Genomic DNA, 26603 nt, shown 5'->3' with positions numbered 1-26603 from the left:
GCTCCCCTTTCTACGCTAAGCGTTTCTCTAGATAACGCATGTAGTAACTGATTGGCATCGTGATAATCAGGTACAACACCCCGACAACCATATAACTGTTAATCGTATCAAACGTGATGGATGCAATGTTGTTGGCTTGATACATTAAATCAAACCCGGCAACAAAGGCCAACACGGATGAGTTCTTAACCAAGTTAACGAACTGGTTACCAAGTGGGGGAATAACCAAACGGAATGCTTGTGGCAAGATGACGTTTGACATCGCTTGCCAGAACGTCAATCCGTTCGCCCGAGCACCTTCCATTTGGCCTGGGTCAACAGATTGAATCCCTGACCGTACCGTTTCAGCGATGAACGCTGATGTGTAAATTGTTAGCCCAATCGTCCCAGCAGTAAAGCCGTTAACTTTAACGACATACATTGGAATGACAAGGTAGAAGAAACTCGTAATAACCAGTAATGGAATGTTCCGGAAAATTTCAATATAGATCCGGGCAATCGTGCGTGCCACTTTGCTTTCCGTCACTTCCATGATGGCAAATAATGAACCGATAATCAGACTGAAAATCAACGCCAGGACACTGGATAATAGTGTCCAACCCAGACCGGTCAACAGCTCTTGCCAATGATCAGATAAAATAGTAATCATTATCGCTCCAGCTCCTTGTAGTTAAATCCAGGCACGTTACCGAACCATTTCTTAATTAATTGATTATATTCGCCGTCAGCTTCCATTTCCTTGATGGCCTTGTTGACCTCGTTAGTAAATGGCTTTTGACCTTTATTAACGGCAACCCCATAAGGCTCTCTGGTGAATGTTCCGCCGACAACTTTAAAGCCGGGGTTCTGAACGGCCATCCCATAAAGGATCCCGTTATCAGTAGTTAAGGCAACCCCTTGACCAGCCTTCAGAGACGTCAATGCTTGAGCATAATCTTGGAGTTCCAAGACACGGGCCTTAGGCGCAAACTTCTTAATGTTTTGAACTGAGTTCGCACCAACAACCCCCAAAACAGTTGTCCCAGGTTTGTTTAAATCATTGACATTCTTGATCTTACTGCCGTTTGGAACCAGTAGCGACTGGCCGGCATCAAAGTACGAATTCGAGAAGCCAACAACTTTTTCACGTTGAGGCGTAATCGTCATCGTGGCGATAATGGCATCAATATTCCCATTCTTCAACAATGGAATCCGTGACTGTGACGTCACTTGAATAAACTTAGCTTTCCCCTTTTTGCCGAGGATATGCCGGGTAATGTGCTTAGCCATGTCCACATCAAACCCTTTGATTTGATTATCACGAACATCCATCAAACCAAACAGCTTGGTGTCGGCCTTAACACCCCATGTAATTGTATTTGCCTTGCGATCATTTTGCAGAACGTTTTGTTGTGACAGTGATTTTCCACAACCACTCAATGTCAGCATCAACGCGCCCAACGCCACTAATAAGGTCGCAAGTCTGAATTGTTTCTTCATGACAGTGCCTCCATAATTGTGTGCCTAAAACTCGGAATCCGGGCCTCGGCAACACTTTCTAAACGTGCACCCAACTCCTGAATCCTGTGCACAACCCGAAAGCTGAAACTGCCCTAGCAAAGACCGCTAGTTCAATTTCACCATTCACGTTGTTGCTCGGGTTCACCCGGAATTGGGCAACACTCTTTCCAAATTAGTGGTTAATGATCTTGCTCAGGAACTGACGGGCACGTTCCTCTTTTGGATGATCGAAGAATTCCTTCGTTGCATCATCTTCAAGAATTTGCCCGTCCGCCATAAAGATAACCCGGTTAGCAACTTCACGGGCGAAGCCCATTTCGTGAGTCACAACCAGCATTGTCATACTTGAGTCGTTTGCAATTGTCTTCATAACACCCAACACATCGTCAATCATTTCTGGATCCAACGCAGATGTTGGCTCGTCAAAAATCAACGCCTTTGGCTGCATGGCTAGTGAACGCGCAATGGCCACACGCTGTGCCTGACCACCAGAAATTTCGGATGGCATGTTGTTAGCTTTGTCTGCCAAACCAACTTGGTCTAACAGTTGCATGGCTAACTTCTTGTTTTCATCTTCTTTTCTATGTAGCACGATTCGAGGTGCCAACATGATGTTCTCCAACACAGACTTGTTTTCATACAAGTTAAAGTGCTGGAACACCATTCCAACATTTTTCCGAATCCGGTTCATATCCGTCTTCGGATTAGCCAAATCCTGCCCATTAACAATTAACTGACCACTCTGGATTCGCTCCAAACCATTAATTGTTCGGGATAATGTACTCTTCCCTGAGCCTGACGGCCCGATGAGCACAACCGTTTCTCCTGCTTCCATCGTTAAATTAATGTCTTTTAACGCATGAAAGTCACCGTAATACTTCTGTACGTCGTGAAATTCAATCATTGACATAATCGGTTCCTCACCCTCAAATAATCTCAACCTAAACTGTTGAATTACAAGTTGTGTAATTCTCAAGGTCATTAACTAAGTTTAGACCCTAATAAGAGGGCGTGTCAAAGCTACTGTGCTCCGACACGCCCGTTTTCACGATATTTTCTTATTGATAATCTAATCTCTCAAAATTATCGATTTTCTCGACGATTTTGAGGCGTTTTATTTGACAAACTGTTGTTAACTGAATCTACATTTTCAGCAGATTTTGCAAAAGAACGCATTGGTTCCTCAGTAAACGTCTGACTTTCAGAAAAGGCAGACGAATTCTGACTAGTCGCATTGGAGGCCGCATTCTTTTCACTGAAAGCAACCTCAACTTTGACCGTGTATGGCAAACGTCGCTCAATGACACCAGAGCGTCCAGCTGATTTAGCCACCCCGCCTTGCAAAACAGCAGTGGCTAAAAATAGTTTGAACTGCTCATGTGCTTGCTTAATATCCGACAAGCCGACCCGTGTTACCCGACCGACTGGCAATGCCGTCATCTGATTCATCCCCGCATAGACTACAAAATGACCATCCTGTTGTCGCAGATCAAAATAAGGTAACGGTGTTCCCTCACCGATTGCAAACACTGGTTTATTGGTCTCCTTAGCCTGGTTCAAAACTTCTTGGTCACTATGGCCTTCATAATCTTGAGGTAACAGGTTCGCCGCCTGTAACTGTGCGGCAATCTGAGCCAAGTTCTTATGATTGGTACCATTCAACTCAACCTTAGCCGGAATGACCTGCTTTTCATCATATAACCCCGTGGCCGGAGCAAAATGATCGTATCGACCGTGTTCATTGAAACGACTTTCCTGTTCTTTTAAACGTTCATCGCCCAGTAAGGCCGCAATCTTTTCAGACGGGTCGAGTACAAACCGACGTTTGAGAAAATAAAAAAAGAAGTTGACCAGTGTAAAGTACATCAGGGCAAAGAAGACCAAGATGAGCAATGCGCCACGCAAGTATCCCTGGTTTTGAATAAACCGAATCCCAATGTAGAGCAAATACCAATCGCCAAAAAAGCCCAAGATGGTGTAAATGCGTCCCTTTAACGTTGTGTTGACATTAAAATAACCAAGAAAATGGTTTGCCATGTCGAGCAAACTAAGCATGTTGTCACCTACTTACTTTTTCATGAGAGTTGCTAAATCAAAAATGACCGTCTATTGACTACTTGATGTAGTGGTTGCGGTAGACGAGCCTGTATTAGCACCCGTATTGCCTGTTGTAGCACTATTATTGTTCGTAGAATTGGCAGTTGTAGAAGAACTGGCTGCACTTGATTCAGCGGCTGATGAGCTACTTTGACGAGTCGCGGTTCCACCATCATTGTCGCCAGTCGTACTATTGCTCTTCGTCGTTGTGCTTGGCGTCGACTCATCAGTGGTTTGGCTGCTAGATCTTTCGTCAGCAGTGCTGTCAGTCTTAGAACTTTCACTATTTGAACTTGAATTACTATCTTTTTTAGAATCATCCGACGATTGGATTGAACTGCCGGATGAATTAGTTACCGTTCTTGTGACCGGTGCCCCTTCAGACGTGTTCGTCACTTTGTTAACCACAATATTAGTTGCGGACAGCGCCAAAATGATCGACACAACAGCAACGGGGGTCACAAACGGTGGAATTCGATGATCCATAGCTAACTCCTTATTTATAAAACTTACTCACTGAAACGAAATCTTTTGTTCATTGGCTGCTAGACCAATTCAACCATATAGTATAGACAAAACCCGTCAGCGTTAAACGTCGGCGGGTTCGATTTACATGGAACTTAAGATTTTCGTTTTGTTTGCTTCAGACCAATGTCATTCTACACCAGCAGCGACACAGTCCGCACACAGGCCATACATTTCAAAACGATGGCCTTCAATTTGGGCACCTGGCAACTGGTTGGCAAAAAAGTCCATTGGACACATGGTCAATTCTGTCACTTTTCCGCAATTACGACAGATAAAGTGATGATGGTGCATATTAGCGAAGTCACACTGGAATTTGATACGCGCTTGGTCACCGTTTACCTGTTGCTCAACCAAACCCAGGTCTTCAAATTCCTTGACGTTCCGGTAAATGGTCGCATGGCTCATCCCTGGATAAAAGTCCCGCATGTACGCATCTAAACTCGTCACATCCGTATAATGATCTGGACGTTGGCACAAAAACGATAACATCGTTCGTCGTTGTTTAGTGATTTTTAGATGATGTTTCTGCAAAACTTCAACCGCGGTATTCACATCTTCTGCCATGGTAAGACCTCCAGTACATTGATGACATTTTCAATCTATATTGTTTTTAAAAAGTAACGATTACCATTAAGTAGTGTAACAGAAAATCAGTCAAAACAATAGTTTCTAGTTCAAGGTTTCCGTCACCAAGGTATCGATTTTTTTCTTTGTTGAATCCAGATCGTCATTTACAATGACATGCGCTACATCCTTTAATTCCGCCGGCAAGGTCAGGTCACGCCGATACTCAGGACTATCCAGCCGTTCCTGTAGCATCACCGTGTCATCCCCACGTTTGGTCATTCGATCAATCAAATCTTCATTCTGACTAACAGTCAAGAAAATAATGACTGCTTCATCACCGAGCTCTTTCGCATAAGTAATGGCACCCTTCGTATCTAAGACGATCGTGATGTAAGGATTTTTCTCAAACCCCGCATCGATCCCCTCATGGGAAGAGCCGTAGCGGTAACCTGAATAAGCAACTTGCTCTAAATAATGGTTCTTATCAAACGATGCATCATCTTCAAAATAATAATCGACACCGTTCATTTCGCCCTTTCGGGGTGGCCGTGTTGTATGTGTGATTACCTTAGGCATATGATAATAATCACGCAAATAATCACTGACGGTGGTTTTGCCAGTGCCGGTTGCTCCGGTAATGACAAAGACACGTTTCTTCATGGTTTTCCTCCGTTCAATTTCTCACAGATGTTAAGTTTACACCATCAGCGCAGAGTTTAAAAATGCTCCATAATCGAAACATTAGGTTCACCCTCCGTTTTTGCTTTAAAAATTAACGGTTGACGATGTCTAAAAAAATCGTTATAGTTATGGTCATCAAATGAGAATATTTCTCATACTTCAAGGAGAACGTTTATGACACAATCACTAACCTACAACACATACGCATTCGCGTTTAGTCTGTTTGGCTAGTGCTTGCATCGACTGTTGGATGCAAGCACGGTAAACTTCCGGTTTGCATCCATTCGGCTAACGTTTATTTAAAATGAACTCATACCGTTTGGATGATTGTACGACCTTCGTCTAAACGGTTTTTTAGTGTCAATCTATTTGAGGTTGATTACTGATTTAACTGGTATTTTCGGCGAGGGGCTGAAAATACCAGTTTTTTATTAAAAAGGAGAAACGCCATGTCCATATTAGACAAAATGTTGAAAAAAGAATCACTAGATAACTATATTGATGCCGACAGTCGGCTAATTAAATCCATGTCAGCGTGGGATCTTGTCGCACTGGGCATTGGTGCCGTGATTGGTACTGGGATTTTCATTCTGCCCGGAACAGTCGCCGCAACTAAATCCGGTCCAGCCATTATCTTATCTTTCGTGGTCGCCGCCATCGTTTGTGGCCTAGCTGCTATGTGTTACGCTGAATTTTCATCCGCCCTGCCAATCGCTGGTTCCGCCTATTCTTACGGTAATGTCGTCTATGGTCAATTTATCGGCTGGATTCTCGGCTGGGCTCTAGTCCTAGAGTACATGCTGTCTGTGGCCGCCGTGTCTACTGGGTGGGCTGCTTATTTCAACTCGTTGATTTCAGGTTTTGGCATCCATATGCCCACTGCATTGTCTGGTGCGTTTGACCCTGCACACGGCACTTATATTAATCTGGTCGCCGTCCTCATTGTTCTGTTCGTTGCCTGGCTACTCAGCAATGGCATGAAAACCTCGACACGCGTTCAAAACATTATGGTGGCCGTTAAAATTGTCATCATCCTAATCTTCGTACTAGTTGGCCTATTTTATGTAAAACCGGCTAACTGGCACCCATTCTTTCCTTACAAAGGCGGTGTACTAGCGGGAGCCTCAGCAGTATTTTTCGCTTTCTTAGGTTTTGACGTGGTCGCTGCCTCTGCTGCCGAAGTTAAGAATCCCAAACGAAACATGCCAATTGGAATTATCGGAACTTTGATTGTCGCTTCTATCCTGTATATTGCTGTCTCCGTCGTCCTAACTGGCCTAGTTTCTTACAAACGTTTAAACGTTGCTGATCCAGTTGCTTTTGCTCTACAACAGGTTGGTCAAAACTGGGGTGCTGCCCTCGTTTCAATCGGTGCACTTGCCGGTATGTTCACGATGATGCTGGCCATGATCTACTCTTCTTCACGCCTTGTATACTCCATTGGCCGTGATGGCCTTCTGCCCAAATGGCTGGGCAACGTTAACAAAAAAAGTGGTAATCCAACTGCTAGTTTGACAACGGTCACCGTGCTTATCGCAATCATGGCTGGTTTAGTCCCACTAGAACAGCTGACAAACTTGGTTAACATCGGAACGCTGATTGCTTTCACCTTTGTCTCATTCGGTGTCATCCCACTTCGTCGCCGAAAGGATATCAATCACACAGACGGCTTCCGTGTCCCATGGTACCCTGTCCTACCAATCATTTCCGGCTTGGCCTGCATGTTATTGCTATTCCGGTTGCCACTAGAAACCTGGGTGGCTTCCTTGATTTGGTTTGCATTCGGGATGCTCATTTACTTCGGCTACGGGATTCGTCACAGCAAATTAGTGAACAACTAACATTATTAATTATCGACAGTCTCAACAGCTTAATGCCGTTACACTGACTGGAAACGCCTTTCCATGAGGACCGGTCTCAACCCGCACAAGTCACGGTTTTCGGCCTTGATTATGAGCCGAAACCCACGTCTCATAAGTCATCCCACAACACTAAGCGGCCAAATTCTCGCCGCCAAGTGTTGCCGACACGAAACTCTGTTTCCCGTCAGCTCCACTACTTTCACAAATCAGTAAACCATTGTAAACACCGTTTGCCATGGACTGATATCTGCTTAAACTGGCTACTATGTGAGCTGGAGGGTGACAACATTGATACCAAACCGGTAATTCGGTGGGTTCCCGAATTTAGGTTACGGACGGTCGCAGAGATTCGGGAGTTCATGAGGCTTTGCGACGAGGTGAAAGACCATGAACTTCGGGCTTGAGCCGGTCCCACGGCGAGTGTGTCAATGTTGACAACCGTAGGCAACAGACATTATCCAAATGTATTCGCCGGTGATAATCAAGCCAGCAAATCACAAAATAAATAAACGTAAATTTATTTATTTATAAAGGCCGATGTAAAGCCATTTAACAACCATTTTTCACATTATTTTGTCATCAATTGGAACGCAGACTTCACCATAGAAGCCTGCGTTTTTGTTTGTCAAAAAAACAAATGAAAGCGGATTTAATAATTATCCTCTCATCAATATCACCTTGTGCCCTCATTTGAAGCAGCTTAAGTTGCTCACTATACTGACATTACAAAAAAAGTTGATTATTTTGCACCTCAATTACGTAGCGACACTAATTGACGGCCAAGATAATGATTTCTAATGGTTAAAGTACCATCACAGCAAGCCAAACGGAGGATTTATCGATTATGCATAAGGTAACTTTATTCTTCTTTTCAACCCTCGCAGTACTGACGCTTAGCACTGCCACGGTAAGCGCGGATCGTGGAGCAGACAACAGCCATGGCCCAGGTACTGCCGCGAATAACATCACTAATGTCACGACTGTTGGTCAAGGTTTCATTGCTGATGGCACTAGCAACGCCTCAGCTCACTCCACTGCACAATTTGAAGTGAAACCTGGTGATTTAACACTTGACCACGTGCCTAACCTAAATTTGTCAACGGCCAAAGTCGCAGACATTATCAATGGTGACGTCACTGTCAATTACAGCGATAACACCGTGAACAGCGCCAACAATTTTGATGGTAACAACAACGGTAAACTTGACGTTGCCGACTACACTGGCACGAACAATGGCTGGAAGCTGATGACCTCACTAGGCCAATTCAAAAACACTAAAAGTTCTGACACCATTGCAAATGCAAAACTGGCACTAAATGCAACCAGTTCAAAAGGCGATAGAGACGTTGCCAAACCAAATGCAATCACGCTTACTGCATCATCAATAAACGATAATAGCACTGGCACTCAAGAAACCGCCATTTGGACGGCTGATAAGGGTACCGGTCAAGGCTTCAACGAAGCACTTTACGCAGACACCAAGAGTGATAGTCTCACCATCAGCAAACAAACTAATGTCGCAACGGGTGTTTATCAAGGCACTTTATACTGGAATTTGGTTAACGTTCCTACTGCTAACGCGCCAAAAGCCTAACTCTTTTATTTACACTACCTCTTAAACAACTCACCGTGCCCGTTTTGTCCTCAGACAAAACGGGTTTCAGTGCAATGCCAACTATATTAAAGGAGTGTTTGTATGTCCGGTTTATCCCCTAATCGAACACATTATTTCGGATTATTACTTGCTTCATTATTCGCCGTCCTCTTACTATCGCTGGCGTCAGTTAATGCAGCATCTACTGGCAATGGCGCTGGTTTTACCGTCCGTGCTGAAATTCCTGATAACCAAATCGATAAAAGTGTCAGCTACTTCGATCTAAAGGTTCACCCGTCTTTAGAGCAACGGTTGACACTAATTGTCGCTAACACCTCATCGCAAGCACGCACGTTGAGCGTGATACCGACAAACGCATGGACCGGCGATAACGGTCAGATTAGCTACAGTCCTAACAAAAAGCGGCAGCCCGCAGGACATAATACCTTTACGGATTTAGTCAGTGCTGGTGCCAATGTGGCCCTTCAACCCCATGAAGCTAAACCCGTTACGTTTGTCCTTAAAACACCAGCCAAACAACTCAAGGGTCAAATTGTCGGCGCCTTTTACGTAACCGATAAGCATGCACAACAGCTGTCCAGCGGCAAAAACTTCCGCATTAATAACCACTATGCCATGACTTTGGGAGTCAATTTACAGGAAACGGACTCATTGACGTTAGCACCAGATTTAAAGTTGAATCAAATTAAAACAAGTACCAACCATTATCAATCGCAGGTGACCGCCAGTGTGGCCAATACACAACCAGTGATGTTTGGCGAAATGACTGTCACAGGACAGGTGTACCGTCGCGGCAATTCGCATCTACTGTACGAAACTACCAAGAAGCATTACGAAATGGCGCCGCTAACAAGTTTTAATTTTGGTGTTCCCGTTACAAAGCACCGGTTAAAACCAGGTCACTACACGTTTAAACTCACCGCTAAATCAGGCAAACACATTTGGCACTTAAGCCGCCACTTCACAGTCACCCGCCAAACAGCGCGTCAAGTCAATCGGCATATGAACATTCACCACAACTGGACTTGGCTATACATTTTGCTTAGCGTACTCGGCGCGCTCATTCTCATAATCGTTGGTTATCTTATGGGCAGTCGTCGCCACCCGAAAAAGTAAGGATAAGGACTGTAAATCAACATGAAGTTTAAACGCGTGTGGTTGAGTATCATCATGTTCATATTAGTGTCACTATTGTTACCCATTACTGGTCATGCAGACGACAATGTTGTCCCCAAGGGCACACCGAGTGTGGATCCATTTTCAGTTGGTAGATTTGTGTTTGTCGGTGGCTTCACGCAACAACCCCTCAGTCTGAACACCGTATCAGACAAAGACTATCAACTTTCGTTTACAGCTATTAAGTCTCTTTTTGATCCCTGGACCGATAACGTAACAGCATCTTGGTATATTAGTGAGGATGGTCAAAATTGGAAAAAAGCCCAGGATGATGGCAATGCATTGTCAGGCAGCTTTAAAACCCATCAACACGTTGATCACGTAGCTACATTTTATTATCAAATTTCAGTGACAATTCATGGATTTTTAACTTCTTCCGTTTACTGGTCCAAGGTTGCCAAAGTAACGATCTCCACGCAGGACGTGCATGCCACTGCCTTATCCATCGCCGGTGAAAGCGATACGCTACCAAATGCTAATTCAGAAAACATTCTGGCAACGCTAACGCCGGCTAATGCAACGGATTCAATCAAATGGTCTGTTGATAATTCACAGTTAGCCACCATCGACGCCACCACTGGCAAGCTAACCGCAACCTCAGATTTGAATCAATATGGCAAGGTAACGGTTACAGCCACCACTTCAAATGGCATTACCGCTAGTACTGTTGTGTATATCGGCGCACTACAGGACAAACTTGTTAATGAAGGATCAGATGCTTCTTTCATCATCAAAGGATTTCCTAAATCAGCCTACGTCGTCGGATGGCATCAAATACCGCCTCATGGATCAGACAAGCCCGTCACTAACGGACCTAACGTAAGTATTTCAGCGTCTCCAGACGGCATGCAAAATGGTATGTTAACGGTCAAAAACACTAGCGCTGCACAGACTCAAACACAGTATTACGCAGTCATCGGATTCAGTGGGGCTGACCAGCAAACGAATACAAATAAAGCCCGTTTGTTTGTGAATCCCGGTGGTCAATTAACGCTAGATGCCATCCCCAACTTTACATTTAGCAAAGCCGATGGTTCGCCGCTCACCGTTAATAACATTACCCATGGTGTGTCATTAGCATCAATTAGTAACACCTCAGGTAGTACATCGCTAACCTATGATGGCAATGATCAACAATTACTATCGATTTATGACCCTCGTGTACACAGCTCCGGTTGGTCACTCACAGCCGCGATGGCTACCTTTACGAACACGGCGACGCATCAGCCAATAGGTGACAAAGGTGGCATTAGTTTGAATTTGATTAATGATCAAAACAAATCGTTGGCTACTTTAAAAGATGACGGCCAACTAGTTTCAGTTATCAACGCAACAACTCCAAACACTAATGTTCACAGCCTTTTATCTGGCAGTACACTGACAATTAATCCCACCCACGCGGCTAACAGCGGTCATTACTCTGCCACCATTTCTTGGACCCTAGCGGATGTCCCGACTGCTAATGCTGCTAAATAAATAGCGCCTCACAAAAAACAGGCTTGTGGAAAAATTCCACAAGCCTGTTTCACTTACTTTCTAAACATCTTAAATTGCAAGAATAAATCGTTGTACGTACCCGTTTCCTTTACACCAAGGTCTTGGTATACCTGTGTATCTTTAATGACACTAGCACTTGGATAAAACTCCTTGTCCTGGCGAACATCTGCAGGCAATAACTGTTCCGCTGGTGCATTAGGCGTTGAGTAGCCCACGTACTCTGCATTCTGTTTGGCGTTTTCCGGGCGGTTCATAAAATTAATGAATGCGTAAGCGGCCTTCAAATGTTTGGCCGTCTTCGGAATAACCAGGTTATCAATCCACAGATTGGTACTTGGCTTCGGAATGACATAATGAAGATGACTATTATTACTGATCATCTCAGCCGCATTGCCAGAGTATGTTACGGCAACTGCTGACTCATTTTGCTCCATGTACATCATGATTTCATCATCAAGCACAGCCTTAACATTGGGCGTCAACTTTGTGAGCTTCTGTTCAGCTTCATCCAACTGAGCTTGGTCGTGCGTATTCGCCGAGTGTCCTTGCGACATCAATGCTAACCCTAAAATATCACGGGAAGAATCGACTAACATGATGTTGTCCTTAAACTGTGGCTTCCACAAATCGTCCCAGGTCGTCAATTCACCTTTTTTGACAAACTTATCATTATAAACAATCCCCAAAGTACCCCAGAAATAAGGCACAGAATACTCATTGTGAGGATCAAAAGCCAAGTTTTTAAATTGGGGCGAAATGTTGTTCATCCCCGTTAATCGGCTTTTGTCCAATGGCCTGAGTAAATGGTCCGCCTTCATTCGCTGAACCATGTACTCACTGGGAACCGTTAGATCATATGACGTGCCACCCTGTTTGATTTTTGTGTACATGGATTCATTACTATCAAACGTTTGGTAAGAGACATGATAACCTGTTTCGTGTTCAAACTTCGTTATCAACGCTGGATCGATGTAATCACCCCAGTTGTACAAGTTTAGCACGTTGTTGCCAGAACCAACGACGCCTTCAACACGCTGTAAATGATGCGCAGTCAGACCAAGTCCCAAACTGACCGCTAAGATAACAACAACCAAACTAACTAATCGCTTCATTTAATCACCGCCTCAACTTGTTGACGGTTTTTGGTTTTGCGGCCCTGATTGTACTGTTCCAAGAAATAGTACCCCGCAATCAGTAACAGTGAAACTAGGAACCACAGCGCTGACAACGCGTTGATTTCCAGATCGACCCCTTGCCGAGCACGTGAGTATATTTCCACAGACAACGTTGAGAAGCCATTGCCAGTGACAAAGAACGTAACAGCAAAGTCATCCAGCGAATACGTAACGGCCATAAAGAAACCGGAAAAGATACCCGGCATGATTGCCGGCAAAATCACCCGCGTTAACGTTTGCCACGGATTGGCACCCAGATCAGCGGCAGCGTCGATCATAGATGCATTCATTTCATTCAGTTTGGGCAAAACCAGCAACACAACGATTGGAATCGAAAAGGCAATGTGACTCAGTAACACTGAGATAAAGCCCAGTCGCAACCCTAACATCGTGAAGAAAATCAGAAAACTGGCCCCAATAATAACGTCGGGAGAAACCATCAAAATGTTATTCAATGACAACACGGTCTGTCGGACTGCACGGTGGCGCGTTTCATACACACCTAACGCCCCTGCCGTACCGATGATTGTCGCAAACAGTGATGATAACAACGCCACAATGAGCGTGTCTAGCACAATTTGAATCAACCGCGGGTCATGAAACAATGTTTGATAATGGGCAAACGTGAAGCCATGAAAATTGCTCATCGTATTGCCCTTACTAAAGGAATACATGACTAAAAATAAAATTGGCGCATATAAAATGATAAACACAATAATGAGGTAGGCTTTGGACCAGCCGGACAGTTTACTTTGCATGACGTGTCCTCCCCTTTTTCTTGCGTTCCCCAGTTAATAGCATCGTAATCACCATTGCCACAATCAGGATGACCCCGATTGTCGAACCCATCCCCCAGTTTTGCGTAACCAAGAAATGTTGTTCAATGGCAGTCCCCAAGGTAATCACACGGTTACCACCGATCAGGCGCGTAATCATGAAGAGTGATAATGATGGAATGAAAACGGACTGAACTCCGGATTTTACGCCATCCAGCGTTAATGGAAAGATTACCCGGCTAAACGTTTGCCAGCCGCTGGCCCCTAAGTCACGGCTAGCATTGACATAGGACGGGCTCAATTCCGCAATGGCATTATAAATGGGCAGAATCATAAACGGAATTTCGATGTAAGTTGCAACGAATAGAAAACTTGCATCGGTAAACAGCAGTTGTTTAGGTCCGATGCCGATAAATGTCAAAAAGCTGTCCACTGAGCCACTACGTGATAATAACCCAATAAAAGCATACGTCTTTAACAGTAAGTTAATCCATGTCGGCAAAATAATCAGCAGTAACCATAATTGCTTATGCTTTAATTGATTCAACAGATACGCCGTTGGATAACTGATCAGCAGCGTAATTGCTGTGATCAAAAACGCATACCAAACAGAATTAAACGTCATTTTCAGGTAAACGCCTGAATGAAAATACGTCGCGTAGTTGCTTAGGGTGAAGTGCCCTGCAATATTAAAGAATGATTGATAAACAATCAGTACGACTGGTGCAATGACAAACAGTGCAATCCACAAGCCGTACGGAATGTAGTAGAACAGTTTGCCTTGTTTCACCGATCAGATTCCTCCCCTTCATACGTTTCCAAACGGGCATCAAAATCTTCTTCAGATTCGTTAAACCGCATCACATGGATATCCTCAGGATCGAAGAACACGCCAACCTGAGCACCCACTTCCGTGCGATGAATGGAGCGAATCCGCCAACTGTTGCCGGTGTCATCGTGGCCCGTGATTTCAAAGAACACGCCACGGAACAACTGCGTATCCACAGTCATTGTCAACGACCCCTTGTCCACCGTTGTGATATCCAAGTCTTCTGGTCGGATAACCACTTCAACCGGTTCGTTTGGCCGCATCCCAGCGTCCACACACTTAAATTCATGCCCAGCAAACGAGACTAGATAATCAGCAACCATATGACCGCGCACAATATTACTCTCACCAATGAAGTCAGCCACAAAATGGTTGATTGGTTCATCATAAATATCGACCGGTGAACCAGTTTGCAACACTTGTCCAGCGTTCATGACGAAAATTTCATCACTCATGGCTAGTGCTTCTTCCTGATCATGAGTCACAAAAATAAACGTAATCCCTAATCGTTGCTGCAATGCTCTCAATTCGTACTGCATTTCTTTACGCAACTTCATGTCCAGCGCAGACAGTGGTTCATCTAGTAATAGCACGTCAGGCTCATTCACGATAGCGCGTGCAATCGCAACCCGTTGTTGTTGACCGCCAGAAATTTCATTAATTTCGCGGTCTTCATAGCCAGACAATTGAACCATCTTTAACGCATCCAAAACGCGGGTTCGAATATCCTTTTTGCTGACCTTGCGTAACGTCAATGGAAACGCAACGTTGTCAAACACATTCATATGTGGAAACAACGCGTAATCCTGAAAGACAGTGTTTACCTTCCGTTTGTTGGCTGGCACGTTATTAATCCGTTTGCCATCAAACATCACGTCGCCCTCAGAGGCATCCGTGAATCCTGCAATAATACGTAAAATTGTGGTCTTCCCACATCCAGACGGGCCCAACAAAGTGTAGAACTTACCCTGTTCTATTTGAAAGTTGATACCCTTGAGCACCTCGGTCTCACCGTAACGCTTTACGATGTCCTTAAACTCAATAATGGTTTTCGCCAATCTAACGTCCCTCCATCACCATTAAATCTGCATTCTCATGCGGTTTACATTGGTTTCAATAGTAACCGAAATAACACCAAATAACTAGCAAATTTACCTAGCTTGCGGAAGTGTCACTTGGTTGTAATAAACTACCTATTTTTATTGTGTTTGTTTGGTTTGCTTACGATTTGTTTCTTCGTTAGGTGGATAAAAGTCCGCTAACGGTTGGCTGCTTTTGAAACCTCCTGTGGGGGGACCGGTTCGAGCCTGAAAAACACAGTCTTTCACCTCGCCTTAAAGCCGGCACACCCCACCGTCTTTAAGACCGTCCCGTGTTGTAGACTCGGACAGTTCACCGAATCTACAACACTCTCACAGTCGTTTTCAACGCTGCCGCCCTCTCGCTCACATTCACTTTGCTAGCAATCGAATCAAACGTTGGCGCATTAATTCATTCAAATAAAGTCCAATCCACGTCAACTAGGCAGTCCAGTTCTGATTGTTAAGTGGTGCTAGTGCGAATTTTTTCGACTATCCTCAACGTCGTGACAGGTAGTTAAGCAATTTGTTCGCTACTGCTGCCGAATTACTGTCACTATGTCAGCTGAAGGGCGTCAACAGTGATACCGAGCCGTGAAGGTGGTGTTAATTCGGGATGGTTTTGCCGAATTTACACCACGGACGGCCGCAAAGACTCGCGGTTCTCACGAGGCTTGGCGGCGCGAGGTGAAGGACTTCGAACTTCAGAAGGCCTGAACCGGTCCCACGGCGAGCGTGTCACTGTTGACAACCGTAAGCGAAGACGAAAGCACAAACGCAAACTCCCGTCGACACAAAAAAAGTGCAACAACGATTCGTAACCGTCATTGCACTTTATAAATCTGCTATTACTTGATCGTCACGTCACGGAAGAACAACCCTGTTCCGTTTGGATCAATGGCTAGTCCCTTAACGCTCGGACGTTGCATATAAACGTAGGCGCCTTGGAAAACCGGTGCAGTAAACGCGTCCTTCTTAACAATCTGATATTCAGCATCCTTTAAGGCCGCCCAACGCTTGGTTGGGTTTGTTGCATACGTCGAATTGGCGTCAGCCACATCCTTCAAGTACGTTGGATTCTTGTAGTCCGTGTTCAAGTGGTAAGCCCCACCGTCCGTGATAAATTGGTAAGGATCTTGATAATCCGGACTCCAAATACCGTAGATGATATCAAACTGATAATTGTGACCAAAATTCAAGCGTTGTTTCAATGGGACTTCGCGGACTGAAATTTTCAATCCTGGCAGGTTCTTTTGATATGAGCTTTTCATGAATTCAGCGACAGCCTTCGCCTCTGGTGTATCCGCTGATAAGAATTCCAGGGTCAGGCTCTTTTTACCAAGTTCTTTCAGCCCTTCCTTGAATTCCTTTTGCGCGTAAGCACGGTCATACGGAACTAAATTGCCACTGTACTTCCGGAAATCTTCACCAGTGACCGGATTTTTAACAAAGTTTGCTGGCACAATTCCGTTTAGTGGTGTTGACCCGTCCTGCAAAACATTCTTTGTTAATTGTGTCTTATTGAAACCAGTGGCAAGGGCACGGCGAATGTGAACATTGCCTGTCGCTTCCCGCTTAGTATTGAAGTTTAAGTAGCCAATCGCCGGAATCTTACGAACGTGGTACCCGCTCCGACCCTTATACTGTTTGACATACTCATTGTCCAAATCAATAAAGTCTAATTTACCGGACTGGTATAGGTTTGCCGCTGTGCTTTCAGATTTAACGGTAGTCAGCGAAATTTTATTGATATGAACCGACTTAGCGTCCCAATATTTTGAATTCTTCACAAAGGCCCACTTGTCATTGGTTCCCGTCCACTCAGTCACCTTAAATGGACCGTTGTAAATAGCGTGAGCAGCGATCGTACCATACGCCTGTCCCTGCTTCTTCACATATGCTTCATCCTGTGGTGCATACGGTGCAGTGGCTAATAACTCGTTCAAATAAGTGATTGGATTGGCTAATGTAACTTGTAACGTCGTTTTGTTTAAGGCTTTTACGCCTAAATCAGTGATCGGTTTCTTACCCAAACGGACATTCTGACCATTCTGCAATGGATCAATATTTTGCGAATTCGGTGAGCCCGTCGTCGGATCAGCAAGCTTTCGCCATGCGTACACATAGTTTTGTGCCGTCACAGGATCGCCGTTTGTCCATTTGTTTGTCTGCAGTTTAAATGTATATACCTTTTGATCTTTGGATACGGTGACGGACTTCGCTCCAGCCAATACTGGCTTGCCTTTTTGGTTGAGTCTGTAAAGTCCTTCAATTGCGTTTTGAATGGCTTCACCAGAACTAATGTCTGAGTAGCGACTACTATTTAACGTCGCTAAGGCATCAACGGTGCCCACGCGAAAATTATTTTTATTAGTGGTGGTCTTTTTGTTACCACAGGCAGCCAATGTAATAGCCGTTACCGTAGCAACTGAAACTAACGCAACCGTTCGAAGATAATGTTTAAAATATTTCACTTTTATCGCCCCGTTTATTTTAAATATGACTCCCAATATGTGCCCATTCATTTCGTAACTCACAAATCCAACATCGCACGTTTGCCACCAACCTTAGCTCGTTGACAAAAATAACGGACCTAACCAACATTGTGGTCAGGTCCGCTGTTATCATCAAAGATTATTGATAACTAGACTTGTTGACTAACCACACGTTGATCCACGACAAAACAAACACACTGTTCTTGTGTGCAACAAACGTGTTCGACTGTTTTTGTCGTGAATGACATGTGATGGCCTCCATCTGTTATTCCTTCTTGATAAACTTACTGAAAATAAGTAGCCTTGTCAACTAAACTTTCTCTTCTAAAGTTTCTCATTTTGTTGCCATTATCGCGTGAAAGAAAGCGGTATAATTATTTTTAAATTGTGTTTGGATTTGCAAATCAAGTGCCGCACCTCAAATCGGTTTGCAAACATGAAGGAGTTTATTATGAAAAATAATCAGTTTGCTCGTCTGGATACCGATTTAACAACGGCAATCAGTGAAATGCAGACAATCAACTTTTACGATGCCAGCGTTGCTAATGCGACAAATGGTGTCTTCACATACCGTTTGTTACTGCGCAAGGCCTTTTTGGACGCCACTACTGGCAGCAACTTTGACATCAAACTGGCTAACTACCTAGCAACCCCAGAGACTAACCTAGCCGACTGGTTGGATTTAGAACAACCTGTGACTGCGTCAATTTTCTATCGCGTGGCCTTACAATTGTTAGACTTTCTGGAAACCATCGACTACGACTTAACCGATCCATTGGCTGCCATGGCTAAGATCCAACTGCCCGTTTACCACACAAACCATGACAAATGGTCTAAGGATGACGTTTTGGCTGCGTGGTACCTTTTGTTAACTACGCACACTAAAAACGGCCAAACATATTTAGACAAACTGGCCGTTAATGGCTACTTCACTAGTTTATACGCCCTCCCTTCTGGCAAAAAGCCGTTATTCTTTAACGGGAAAGCACAGCCAGTGTTTGATCAAAACAATCTGATTCGTGAAGTGGTCTATGTCGAAAGTGACGTTGATTCCGATCATGACGGCAAGCTCGATTTATTGAAGGCAGAGATTATCCGTCCGCGTGAAACAAGCGATGGTTTGAAAGTTCCAGCGCTCTATACGTCGAGCCCCTATAATCAAGGGATTAATGACGAGGCTGGCGAGGCACAAACGCACAATGTCAACGTGCCATTAACGGCCAAGGAACCCAATCATACTAGCTATGCTGACATTGAATACCACGAAGCTGACCAAACTTTACCGGACAAACGCACAGTTGCCGGGGAAACTACAGCGACAGAAGAAACGTTTGGTCGTGAAGCAAGTTACACATTAAACGACTACTTCCTGGCCCGGGGCTTTGCAGCCGTTTACGCTGCTGGCATTGGCACAGTAGATTCCGATGGCGTTCAAACATGTGGTTCCATTGAACAAACAAAATCGACCGTTGCCATCATTGAATGGCTTAACGGATCGCGGCGTGCCTTTACCAACCGTACCGATAATATTGCCATCAAAGCTTGGTGGTGCAATGGTAATATTGCCATGACGGGTCGTTCCTACCTTGGCACATTGGCAACTGCAGCCGCTACGACTGGTGTCGACGGTTTGAAGACCATTATTTCAGAAGCCGCCATCTCCTCTTGGTACGATTATTATCGTGACAACGGTTTAGTAATCGCTCCCGGTGGCTTCCCTGGTGAGGACGCGGATGTACTGGCTGTTGAAACATTCAGTCGAATGATGAAACCTGCTGATTACCACGGCATCAAACCTTTCTTCGATGCGCAAATGAAGTTAATGCAGGAACAAATGGACCGTGAGAGCGGCAATTACAATACATTTTGGGATGAACGAAACTATCGCAAAAACATTAAAAATATTAAAGCCGATATCGTAATGGTTCACGGTTTAAACGACTGGAACGTTAAACCACGCAACGTGGAACGCCTGTGGGCTGGATTACGTGATTTACCAGTCACCAAAAAAATCATCCTTCACCAAGGGCAACATATCTATATCAACGCTTTCCGGTCAATCGACTATACCGACATGATGAACCTTTGGCTCAGTCATGAACTTTACGGCGTTGATAATGGCGCTAAAGAACAATTACCAAACGTTGTTATTCAAGACAATGTCACACCAGAAACCTGGACGGCATACAAAGACTGGTCAGAGCCAATGTTGCCAAAAACACGTTACTATTTTGCAAACGACGAACTGGTTGCAACGCCTGCTAATCACGGGGCCAAATCATTTAGCGATCAGCTTCCCCAAGAAACGTTTAACCGCTACGCCGCGCATAATGACGTTTGGGAACAAGAACTCTTAACTGCTGATAAAAATGCCTTGAGTAATAATCGACTATTAATGAAATCTGCCCAATTTGATGATACGAAAATCATTGATGGGAAAGTTATCGTCCACGCCGCAGTCGCTGTTAATCAACCGTTAGGCATGCTGAGTTTTCAGCTGGTTGACTACGGTGAAGCCAAACGCTTCAATGTTTCGCCAACGACGATTGATGCACACGGTCTGGACCTGGGCTACCACTGGCGTGAAGATAGTTTGCGAGAATTCATGTTGGCCAGTCACAAGACTGCATTTAAGATGATTACCAAGGGCCACATTAACCTGCAAAACCGTGAGCATCCTTGGCAAAACGATGAACTAAAGCCAAATCAATTCTACGAGGTCAGCGTTGAACTTCAGCCAACGTTCCATCGACTGTTAGCCGGTCATCAACTAGGATTGGTTGTTTATGCAACCGACTTTGGGATGACGGTGCGTGGCAATCAAGATTTGCAATACTCCATTAGTTTGGACCACAGTTTTGTGGATGTTCCGTTCAAGGACTAATTCAGTACGGTTGGGTAGATGGCTCTCGTTGCGCGGTCTGGCAACGCCGTTCCCTGGGACCGGTCTCAGCCTCCCAAACCCGGAGTCTTCAACCTCGATTCAGAGCCGCATAAACCACTCGTCTCTGAAGTCGTCCCGTCATACTAGCTGGTTTCCGCCAGCTAGTATGACTTTCACGGAACTCTATCGCCAGACCACTTCACTCATTTCAGTGGCCTGTGGACAAAAAGCATTCGCAAAAAATAAATACTACTACAAAATAAATATCCACCTCGTCAAAACGATCACACCTGAAGCGAAAATCTTCAAGTGTGATCGTTTTTTCTCTTATATGAATCTAACCGCCCATGCTACAGCCGCCGCAATTTAAAACTAGATCATCGGAGTCAACCCAAGTCGCTTCAAGTCCACTGTTTTCACTTTTGTTTTTCGCAACAATATCCATGCAAAGACAAAGAATGCCGCCGTAATAATCACCAAAGGTAGCACTGGCATCTCCACTTGCATGCCCTGACTTGGACCTGCTATGCCCGGAAAGTCTTGTAACGCATGCGTTACGATGACAAACCAGAGATTTCCTGTTCTCAGGTATATTGCCGCTAGAAGGGCGCCTATAGCCGTCGCAGAAAGCATTTGCTCTGATGTTGCTAGCAATGATTGTTGCGTTAAATTGAAAAGGTGCGTTGAACCAAATAATATACTGCTAACCATTACGCCAAAAAAGATTTGATGTTTCCCAGAAAAAGCCCTGATGGCTAACGGCAATATCATACCGCGAAAAACGTATTCTTCAGTAAGGCCAACAAACATCGCTAAAACAAAGGCACTTAAGATAGCTGTGACGCGACCATTTCTGATTGCAATAACGACCACCACAATCGCCAGCAAAGCGCGAAAAATGCCATACCAGTTGATCCACATTAATTTATGCGGCGAAAGAGTCGATGTCAGTCCAATCGGTTGATTTAGCCACCCTAGGTTCAGTAATAGTGGACCAGCTAAAAGGATGACTTCCCACATCGTCGCTCCCACAATCGAATGCGGGCTTGCCGCAAATTTTGAAATTTCCAACACCAACCAAAGAACTAAAACTGGCGCCAACAATTGAACCCATTTATTTTTGAGCATTGTAAACATCCCCTCACTAAATACTGTTTTCTTATTGTGAGATTAGTGTATGCTCGGCCACTAAAAAAGCCCAGTAATCAGTGTTCATTACTGGGCTAAGAATCCTAGACACCTGTCATGTCAGCGTTTAGAAGAATCAATGGATATTCTTTAATTGGTTTAACGCGATGTTCTGGAAGAAGTTTGACGACGACTCCCCACCGTTACTGCAATAGCAAATGCGCCAATCGTAATCACGACTAAAAGCGATCCAAGTAAAAAGAATGTCTTCGTCCCCACTGCGTCATGTGTAATTGCGCCCTGTACCTTAATGCCATATGGTGCGAGCAAAGCGCCTGAATTAGTGCCAACCAGCAACACGGCGGCAGTCAACGTTTCGGAGTTTGGCGATGAAACTGTTGAGACACTATTGAACATGTGAGCGGCAATTAATGGATATGCAATTCCAAACACCCAAGCGCCAGCCAACGTTAGCCAGAATGTGTGTGAAATTGCCATGACTAGCACGCCGATGCTCAAACAGGCTAATCCAATCGGTAAAATATAACGACTCAGCGCTTTGTAAATCTGTCCGTATGAAATGGCAGCGAGTACGCCAATAATCGTCATGGAGCCGGTGATAAGTCCCGCCTGACCAGCCGTGCCATAACCGACACCGGTGACAATAAACGGTAAGTGAACAAGGGTGGCAATGTGGATCATCACCAAAAAGAAGAAAAAGATGGCTAGGCCAACGACTTGCCGGTTAATATGTTGATGAATCTTGTCACCTTGTTGTTTAGCTGAAACTGCCTGTGGGTTTTGTGGTTCAGGGACCGCTACATAAAAGAATATCGCAACGATAAAGGCCGCTGCATAAACCCAAAACGTTGCGTGCCAACTAATCGAAATTAAATAACTGGCGATAAAAATCAACAATGATTGACCCAGGTTTTCAAATGCACTGCGAAAGCCCATCAAATTGGCCTTTGTTTTGCCATCGTACATAAACCCAATCATGCTAACAGCCAGTGAATTGAACATCCCCAAGCCAACGCCTAACACTAAACGTGATCCAAAAATCACGGGATAACTATTTGAAAACGCTGGCACAATCCCCGCCGCGCCAGCAATAATCAGGCCGATCAAAGTCGTATTCTTGTTGCCAATTTTGGCGGCAATCGACCCACTCAGTAATACCATAATCATGACAGAAAACGCTGGCAGTGTCGCTAGCAATTCGATTGACGCCTGACTGACGTTTGGGAACGCCTTTTCCATGGCTGGCAAACTAACTGAAATCACATATGCGGAAGTTAAGACTAACGAAATCGACAATAAGGCAAACTTGGCTACCCACGATTGTTTTCGAATCATCAATACCGCCCCCTCGGGTTAAAACAGTGCTCAATTGACTCATTTATTTAGCATGTACAACGTATAGATCCGCATGAAAATCGAAAGTTTGATCACGATTATCACCGCGTTCCGCAAACAGTTCTGGAATAAAAATCCCAGCGTTCATCAATTGGCGGCCTGAAAATTCACCCTCAACGCCGTCTACTGTATATTGAAAATCAGGATTCAAGCCGGCAAACTTCAAGCGACGATACGCTGGGTTAGGCTCTGCCAACACTTGATAACGTCCTGCAATAGCCGTCCTTTGATCGTCACTGACGACCATCCAAGATGTCACGTTACCATCGCCATCATATGGACTCTGTAGGCGAATAAATGTGCCTTGCTGGAATAGTAGCCGATACTTTTTATAAAACTTGATCTGATCAACCACAGTCGCCTTTTCAGCCGGACTCATTTTACTAATATCCAGTTCATAGCCAAGTACACCAAAGTAAGCAACCTCTGCCCGGGTTGCCAGTGAGGTCACGCGGCGATCTTGATGGTTTGGTACAGCAGAAACGTGAGCCCCCATCGTACTCAATGGATAGATCATTGAAGTCCCCCACTGAATTTTGAGTCGTTCAATGGCATCCGTATCATCACTTGTCCACGTCTGTGGCGCATAGTACAACATACCAGCGTCAAAACGGCCACCACCCGACGAACAAGATTCAAACAGAACATCAGGAAATGCTGACGTCAATCGTTCATACAATTGGTAGACTCCAAGAATGTAGCGGTGTGGGAGTTCTTCCTGTTGATCCGCTGACAGTGCCAAACTAAACATTTCAGTAATATGGCGATTCATGTCCCACTTAATATAGTCGAGGTGCGTCTTACGAATTGCCGCCGCCATTTGATCAAAAAGATAATCGATTACCTCTTGACGAGAGAAGTCGAGTACAAACTGATTGCGAGCCGGCGTCATCCGTCGATCCGGTACATGAATGGTCCAATCTGGATGAGCCGCGTATAGCTTACTTTCCTTAGAAATCATTTCCGGTTCAAACCATAGACCAAATTGAAGGCCCAAATCGTGAATTTTATTGGCTAACCCGCTCAATCCGTTTGGTAGCTTGGCTAGGTTGACCTGCCAGTCACCTAAAGAAGTCTTATCGTCGTTTCGTTTGCCAAACCAACCGTCATCGAGCACAAACAGTTCAATCCCCAACGACTTTGCCGATTTCGCAATAGCTAATAGTTTTTGCTCATTGAAATCAAAATAGGTTGCCTCCCAATTGTTAATGAGAATTGGCCGTGGTTCTTTGACCCACCGCTTTGAAATCAAATGGTTGGTTAAGAAGCGTTGAAATTGATGGCTCATGCCGTTAAAACCGTCACTGGCAAATGTCATCATTACCTCAGGCGTTTGAAATTGCGTATGTGATTTGAGTTGCCAACCGAATTCAAACGGATTAATGCCCATCGTCATCCGCGTGACGTTATAGGAATCGACTTCGACCTGCGCTAAGAAATTACCACTATAAACCAAATTAAAGCCATAAACGTCACCGTTTTGATCCGTGGTCTGTTTACGGGCAAGTGCTAAAAACGGACTTTGTTGCGCACTGCTGGCATCTCGAGTACTACTGATTGCTTGCACACCACGCGTTAGTGGTCGCCGATACAGATGCCGTTCCCGCGCCCACGCACCAGACAATTGAATCATGTCATACTGATCATCAGAAAAATCAACGCTCGCACTTAATGCCGCATCGAGTTTGACCGTCGATGTCCCCTTGTTTTCAAATGTCGTGCTTCGCACAATTACGTCCTCGTCTTCGAACACACTGTAATTCAAGGTCATTTTCAAGCCGCTCTGCTGTTCAAGTAAATGAATTCGCAACGTTTGAACGTGCTTGTCGTCGACGTCAGCACTGGCAGACGGCAAGGTGCCTAATTTTGGTTTCCCATCAATAATTTCATAATCTTGGTAGGTGAATTCAGAAATGCGGGCGCCATTATCGTAGGTAACCTGATAGGCAGGATACCGAAAATCACCATGACCGTAGCTTGGATATTCTTGCTTAATCATACTCAGCGTGATTTCAGGCTGTTCTGCCGTCAGTGTCGGTGTGATGGAACGAAATTCACGATGGCGAAAATCTGCGAAGTTAACCTTATCACCCAGCCGCGGACCATAATAATATTGTCCCATTTCACCATTTTCCAACACGCCCATCAAATAGCTGGTATGCGTTGTTTGCAAATTAAAATCGTGCCCTGTTACGATGATGCTCATTGACAACAACCTCCTATAAGTCAATCAAATATTAACAGTCTTATGCTTCTAATTTTACACGTTTTGTAATCGCTTACAAAACGACTTATTTAATTTCTAATAACAATCGCCTTGTGGCGACTACGAACTGTTTGGTAAATGACCTTACCTATGATACTAGTCGGTATAAACATGTACTGACGTAAGCGTCAAAAACCTCATTCATAATGAAAAATGAGTTTGGGAGATAAAACAAAAATACGATGTTCATGGGAAAATCCCCATAAACATCGTATTCGTGTCACCTAAGAAAGCAAAACCATGTTAGTTCGACTTTCATTGTTCAGTTTGTAAAAGGTTGTTTAATTGCTGCTCGTTTAGAACGACGCAATAAGAAAATGCCGGTAAATAAGTACACAAGCACAAAACTGACACCAACCGCTGAAACGCTGGGATTTTGAAGACCACTCGCGTACGTGCTGACAAAATCATTCAATCCGTGTAGAAGAATGGGAAAGATAAGACTCCCTGTCCTCAAATAAATAGCCGCTAATAAAACACCCAAAGAAAAAGCGGACAACATTTGAAACGCCGTGATTGGCAATGACTGGTGAAGAATATTCACACTATGTGCCAATCCAAATAAGATACTCGAGGTCAAGACACCAACCCAGAGTTGATGCCGCGCGGAACCAAGCTTGCTCGCTAACGGCAACAACAAGCCGCGAAACGTAAACTCTTCAGTGATGCCCACAAATATTAACGTCGCTAGGGCCAACCAGAATTTTCCTGTGCGTGACCGCACTACAATAAGTGCTTCAATAAAGATCACTAGTGTCACCCAGTTCACCGTCAGCAATTGCCCAGATCGCGCTGTCGGCTTAAGATACACAGATACATGCAACCAGTACTGGTTCAACAACCACATGATCAAAAACATGACCATTTCAAAAACGACAAGGAAAACGATTTCAGAGCGCAATAAACCTTGCACCTTGTCAAATGACAAACTAACAATAAGAACTGTTAGCCATGTCCCAAAAACCTTCATCCATTTCGATTGCACCATTATCGTCATCCCCTACCTACCGTGATTAAGATAAATCATACCAG

At 44.5% G+C, this 26603-nt stretch carries 21 protein-coding genes; 5 read left to right on the top strand and 16 right to left on the bottom strand.

Going from position 1 to position 26603, the window contains the following annotated elements; genetic code table 11:
- Positions 1-10: 10 nt before the first annotated feature.
- The 7 genes from LDK34_RS02780 to LDK34_RS02750 form a co-directional block, all read right to left on the bottom strand.
- Complete coding sequence (locus LDK34_RS02780) at positions 11-649, bottom strand: amino acid ABC transporter permease (RefSeq protein WP_161003542.1); 639 nt, start codon at positions 647-649, stop codon at positions 11-13.
- Positions 649-1479, bottom strand: coding sequence for a glutamate ABC transporter substrate-binding protein (locus tag LDK34_RS02775; RefSeq protein WP_236941464.1), 831 nt, complete (start codon positions 1477-1479; stop codon positions 649-651). Before LDK34_RS02775 ends, LDK34_RS02780 begins: the two co-directional genes overlap by 1 nt.
- A 193-nt stretch (positions 1480-1672) precedes the next feature.
- On the bottom strand, positions 1673-2410 hold the full coding sequence (locus tag LDK34_RS02770; RefSeq protein WP_017261427.1) for an amino acid ABC transporter ATP-binding protein: 738 nt from the start codon (positions 2408-2410) through the stop codon (positions 1673-1675).
- A 173-nt stretch (positions 2411-2583) separates the two neighbouring features.
- Entirely contained in the window at positions 2584-3555 is a 972-nt protein-coding gene (locus LDK34_RS02765) for a DUF6681 family protein (RefSeq protein WP_236941463.1), read from the bottom strand.
- Positions 3556-3606: 51 nt separating this feature from the next.
- On the bottom strand, positions 3607-4083 hold the full coding sequence (locus tag LDK34_RS02760) for a hypothetical protein (RefSeq protein WP_178943007.1): 477 nt from the start codon (positions 4081-4083) through the stop codon (positions 3607-3609).
- A 168-nt stretch (positions 4084-4251) separates the two neighbouring features.
- Complete coding sequence (locus LDK34_RS02755) at positions 4252-4689, bottom strand: Fur family transcriptional regulator (protein ID WP_161002404.1); 438 nt, start codon at positions 4687-4689, stop codon at positions 4252-4254.
- Positions 4690-4794: 105 nt separating this feature from the next.
- A complete protein-coding gene (locus LDK34_RS02750) occupies positions 4795-5352 on the bottom strand; it encodes a guanylate kinase (RefSeq protein WP_161002403.1) in 558 nt (185 codons plus the stop codon).
- Positions 5353-5822: 470 nt separating this feature from the next.
- On the opposite strand from LDK34_RS02750, the gene LDK34_RS02745 reads away from it, so the two are divergent.
- The 4 genes from LDK34_RS02745 (at position 5823) to LDK34_RS02730 (ending at position 11502) form a co-directional block, all read left to right on the top strand.
- On the top strand, positions 5823-7214 hold the full coding sequence (locus LDK34_RS02745; protein ID WP_178943008.1) for an APC family permease: 1392 nt from the start codon (positions 5823-5825) through the stop codon (positions 7212-7214).
- Positions 7215-8079: 865 nt separating this feature from the next.
- Entirely contained in the window at positions 8080-8829 is a 750-nt protein-coding gene (locus LDK34_RS02740; protein ID WP_236941462.1) for a WxL domain-containing protein, read from the top strand.
- Between the two features lie 102 nt (positions 8830-8931).
- Positions 8932-9966 carry a WxLIP family cell surface protein gene (locus tag LDK34_RS02735; protein WP_178943010.1) on the top strand — a complete coding sequence of 345 codons (1035 nt, stop codon included), beginning with the start codon at positions 8932-8934 and terminating at the stop codon, positions 9964-9966.
- A gap of 21 nt (positions 9967-9987) precedes the next feature.
- On the top strand, positions 9988-11502 hold the full coding sequence (locus LDK34_RS02730) for a WxL domain-containing protein (RefSeq protein ID WP_178943011.1): 1515 nt from the start codon (positions 9988-9990) through the stop codon (positions 11500-11502).
- Between the two features lie 53 nt (positions 11503-11555).
- Here LDK34_RS02730 and LDK34_RS02725 read toward each other — a convergent pair whose 3' ends face one another.
- From LDK34_RS02725 to LDK34_RS02705, 5 genes are all read right to left on the bottom strand, one after another.
- Positions 11556-12635, bottom strand: coding sequence for an ABC transporter substrate-binding protein (locus LDK34_RS02725; RefSeq protein WP_161002398.1), 1080 nt, complete (start codon positions 12633-12635; stop codon positions 11556-11558).
- A complete protein-coding gene (locus tag LDK34_RS02720; RefSeq protein WP_178943012.1) occupies positions 12632-13456 on the bottom strand; it encodes an ABC transporter permease in 825 nt (274 codons plus the stop codon). The genes LDK34_RS02725 and LDK34_RS02720 overlap by 4 nt, the downstream gene beginning before the upstream one ends.
- Complete coding sequence (locus LDK34_RS02715) at positions 13446-14264, bottom strand: ABC transporter permease (protein ID WP_027827222.1); 819 nt, start codon at positions 14262-14264, stop codon at positions 13446-13448. Before LDK34_RS02715 ends, LDK34_RS02720 begins: the two co-directional genes overlap by 11 nt.
- Positions 14261-15361, bottom strand: a complete 1101-nt coding sequence (locus LDK34_RS02710; RefSeq protein ID WP_178943013.1) for an ABC transporter ATP-binding protein — start codon at positions 15359-15361, stop codon at positions 14261-14263. The genes LDK34_RS02715 and LDK34_RS02710 overlap by 4 nt, the downstream gene beginning before the upstream one ends.
- An 869-nt stretch (positions 15362-16230) precedes the next feature.
- Positions 16231-17856 (bottom strand): peptide ABC transporter substrate-binding protein, encoded by a 1626-nt coding sequence (locus tag LDK34_RS02705; RefSeq protein ID WP_236941461.1) that lies wholly within the window; start codon positions 17854-17856, stop codon positions 16231-16233.
- A 472-nt stretch (positions 17857-18328) separates the two neighbouring features.
- Here LDK34_RS02705 and LDK34_RS02700 point away from each other — a divergent pair, with 472 nt between their 5' ends.
- Positions 18329-20761 (top strand): Xaa-Pro dipeptidyl-peptidase, encoded by a 2433-nt coding sequence (locus tag LDK34_RS02700; RefSeq protein ID WP_236941460.1) that lies wholly within the window; start codon positions 18329-18331, stop codon positions 20759-20761.
- Positions 20762-21133: 372 nt separating this feature from the next.
- Here LDK34_RS02700 and LDK34_RS02695 read toward each other — a convergent pair whose 3' ends face one another.
- The 4 genes from LDK34_RS02695 to LDK34_RS02680 form a co-directional block, all read right to left on the bottom strand.
- Positions 21134-21889 carry a CPBP family intramembrane glutamic endopeptidase gene (locus tag LDK34_RS02695; RefSeq protein WP_178943016.1) on the bottom strand — a complete coding sequence of 252 codons (756 nt, stop codon included), beginning with the start codon at positions 21887-21889 and terminating at the stop codon, positions 21134-21136.
- Positions 21890-22048: 159 nt separating this feature from the next.
- A complete protein-coding gene (locus LDK34_RS02690) occupies positions 22049-23245 on the bottom strand; it encodes an MFS transporter (protein WP_236941459.1) in 1197 nt (398 codons plus the stop codon).
- 43 nt (positions 23246-23288) lie between these two features.
- Positions 23289-25511, bottom strand: a complete 2223-nt coding sequence (locus tag LDK34_RS02685; RefSeq protein WP_178943018.1) for an alpha-galactosidase — start codon at positions 25509-25511, stop codon at positions 23289-23291.
- Positions 25512-25833: 322 nt separating this feature from the next.
- A complete protein-coding gene (locus LDK34_RS02680; protein ID WP_178943019.1) occupies positions 25834-26559 on the bottom strand; it encodes a CPBP family intramembrane glutamic endopeptidase in 726 nt (241 codons plus the stop codon).
- Positions 26560-26603: the final 44 nt, after the last annotated feature.

Source organism: Furfurilactobacillus milii, from assembly GCF_021654115.1.
GTDB classification, from domain to species: domain Bacteria; phylum Bacillota; class Bacilli; order Lactobacillales; family Lactobacillaceae; genus Furfurilactobacillus; species Furfurilactobacillus milii.
Note: the sequence above shows the minus strand (reverse complement) of the source record. Positions and strands in the feature narration are given on the sequence as shown.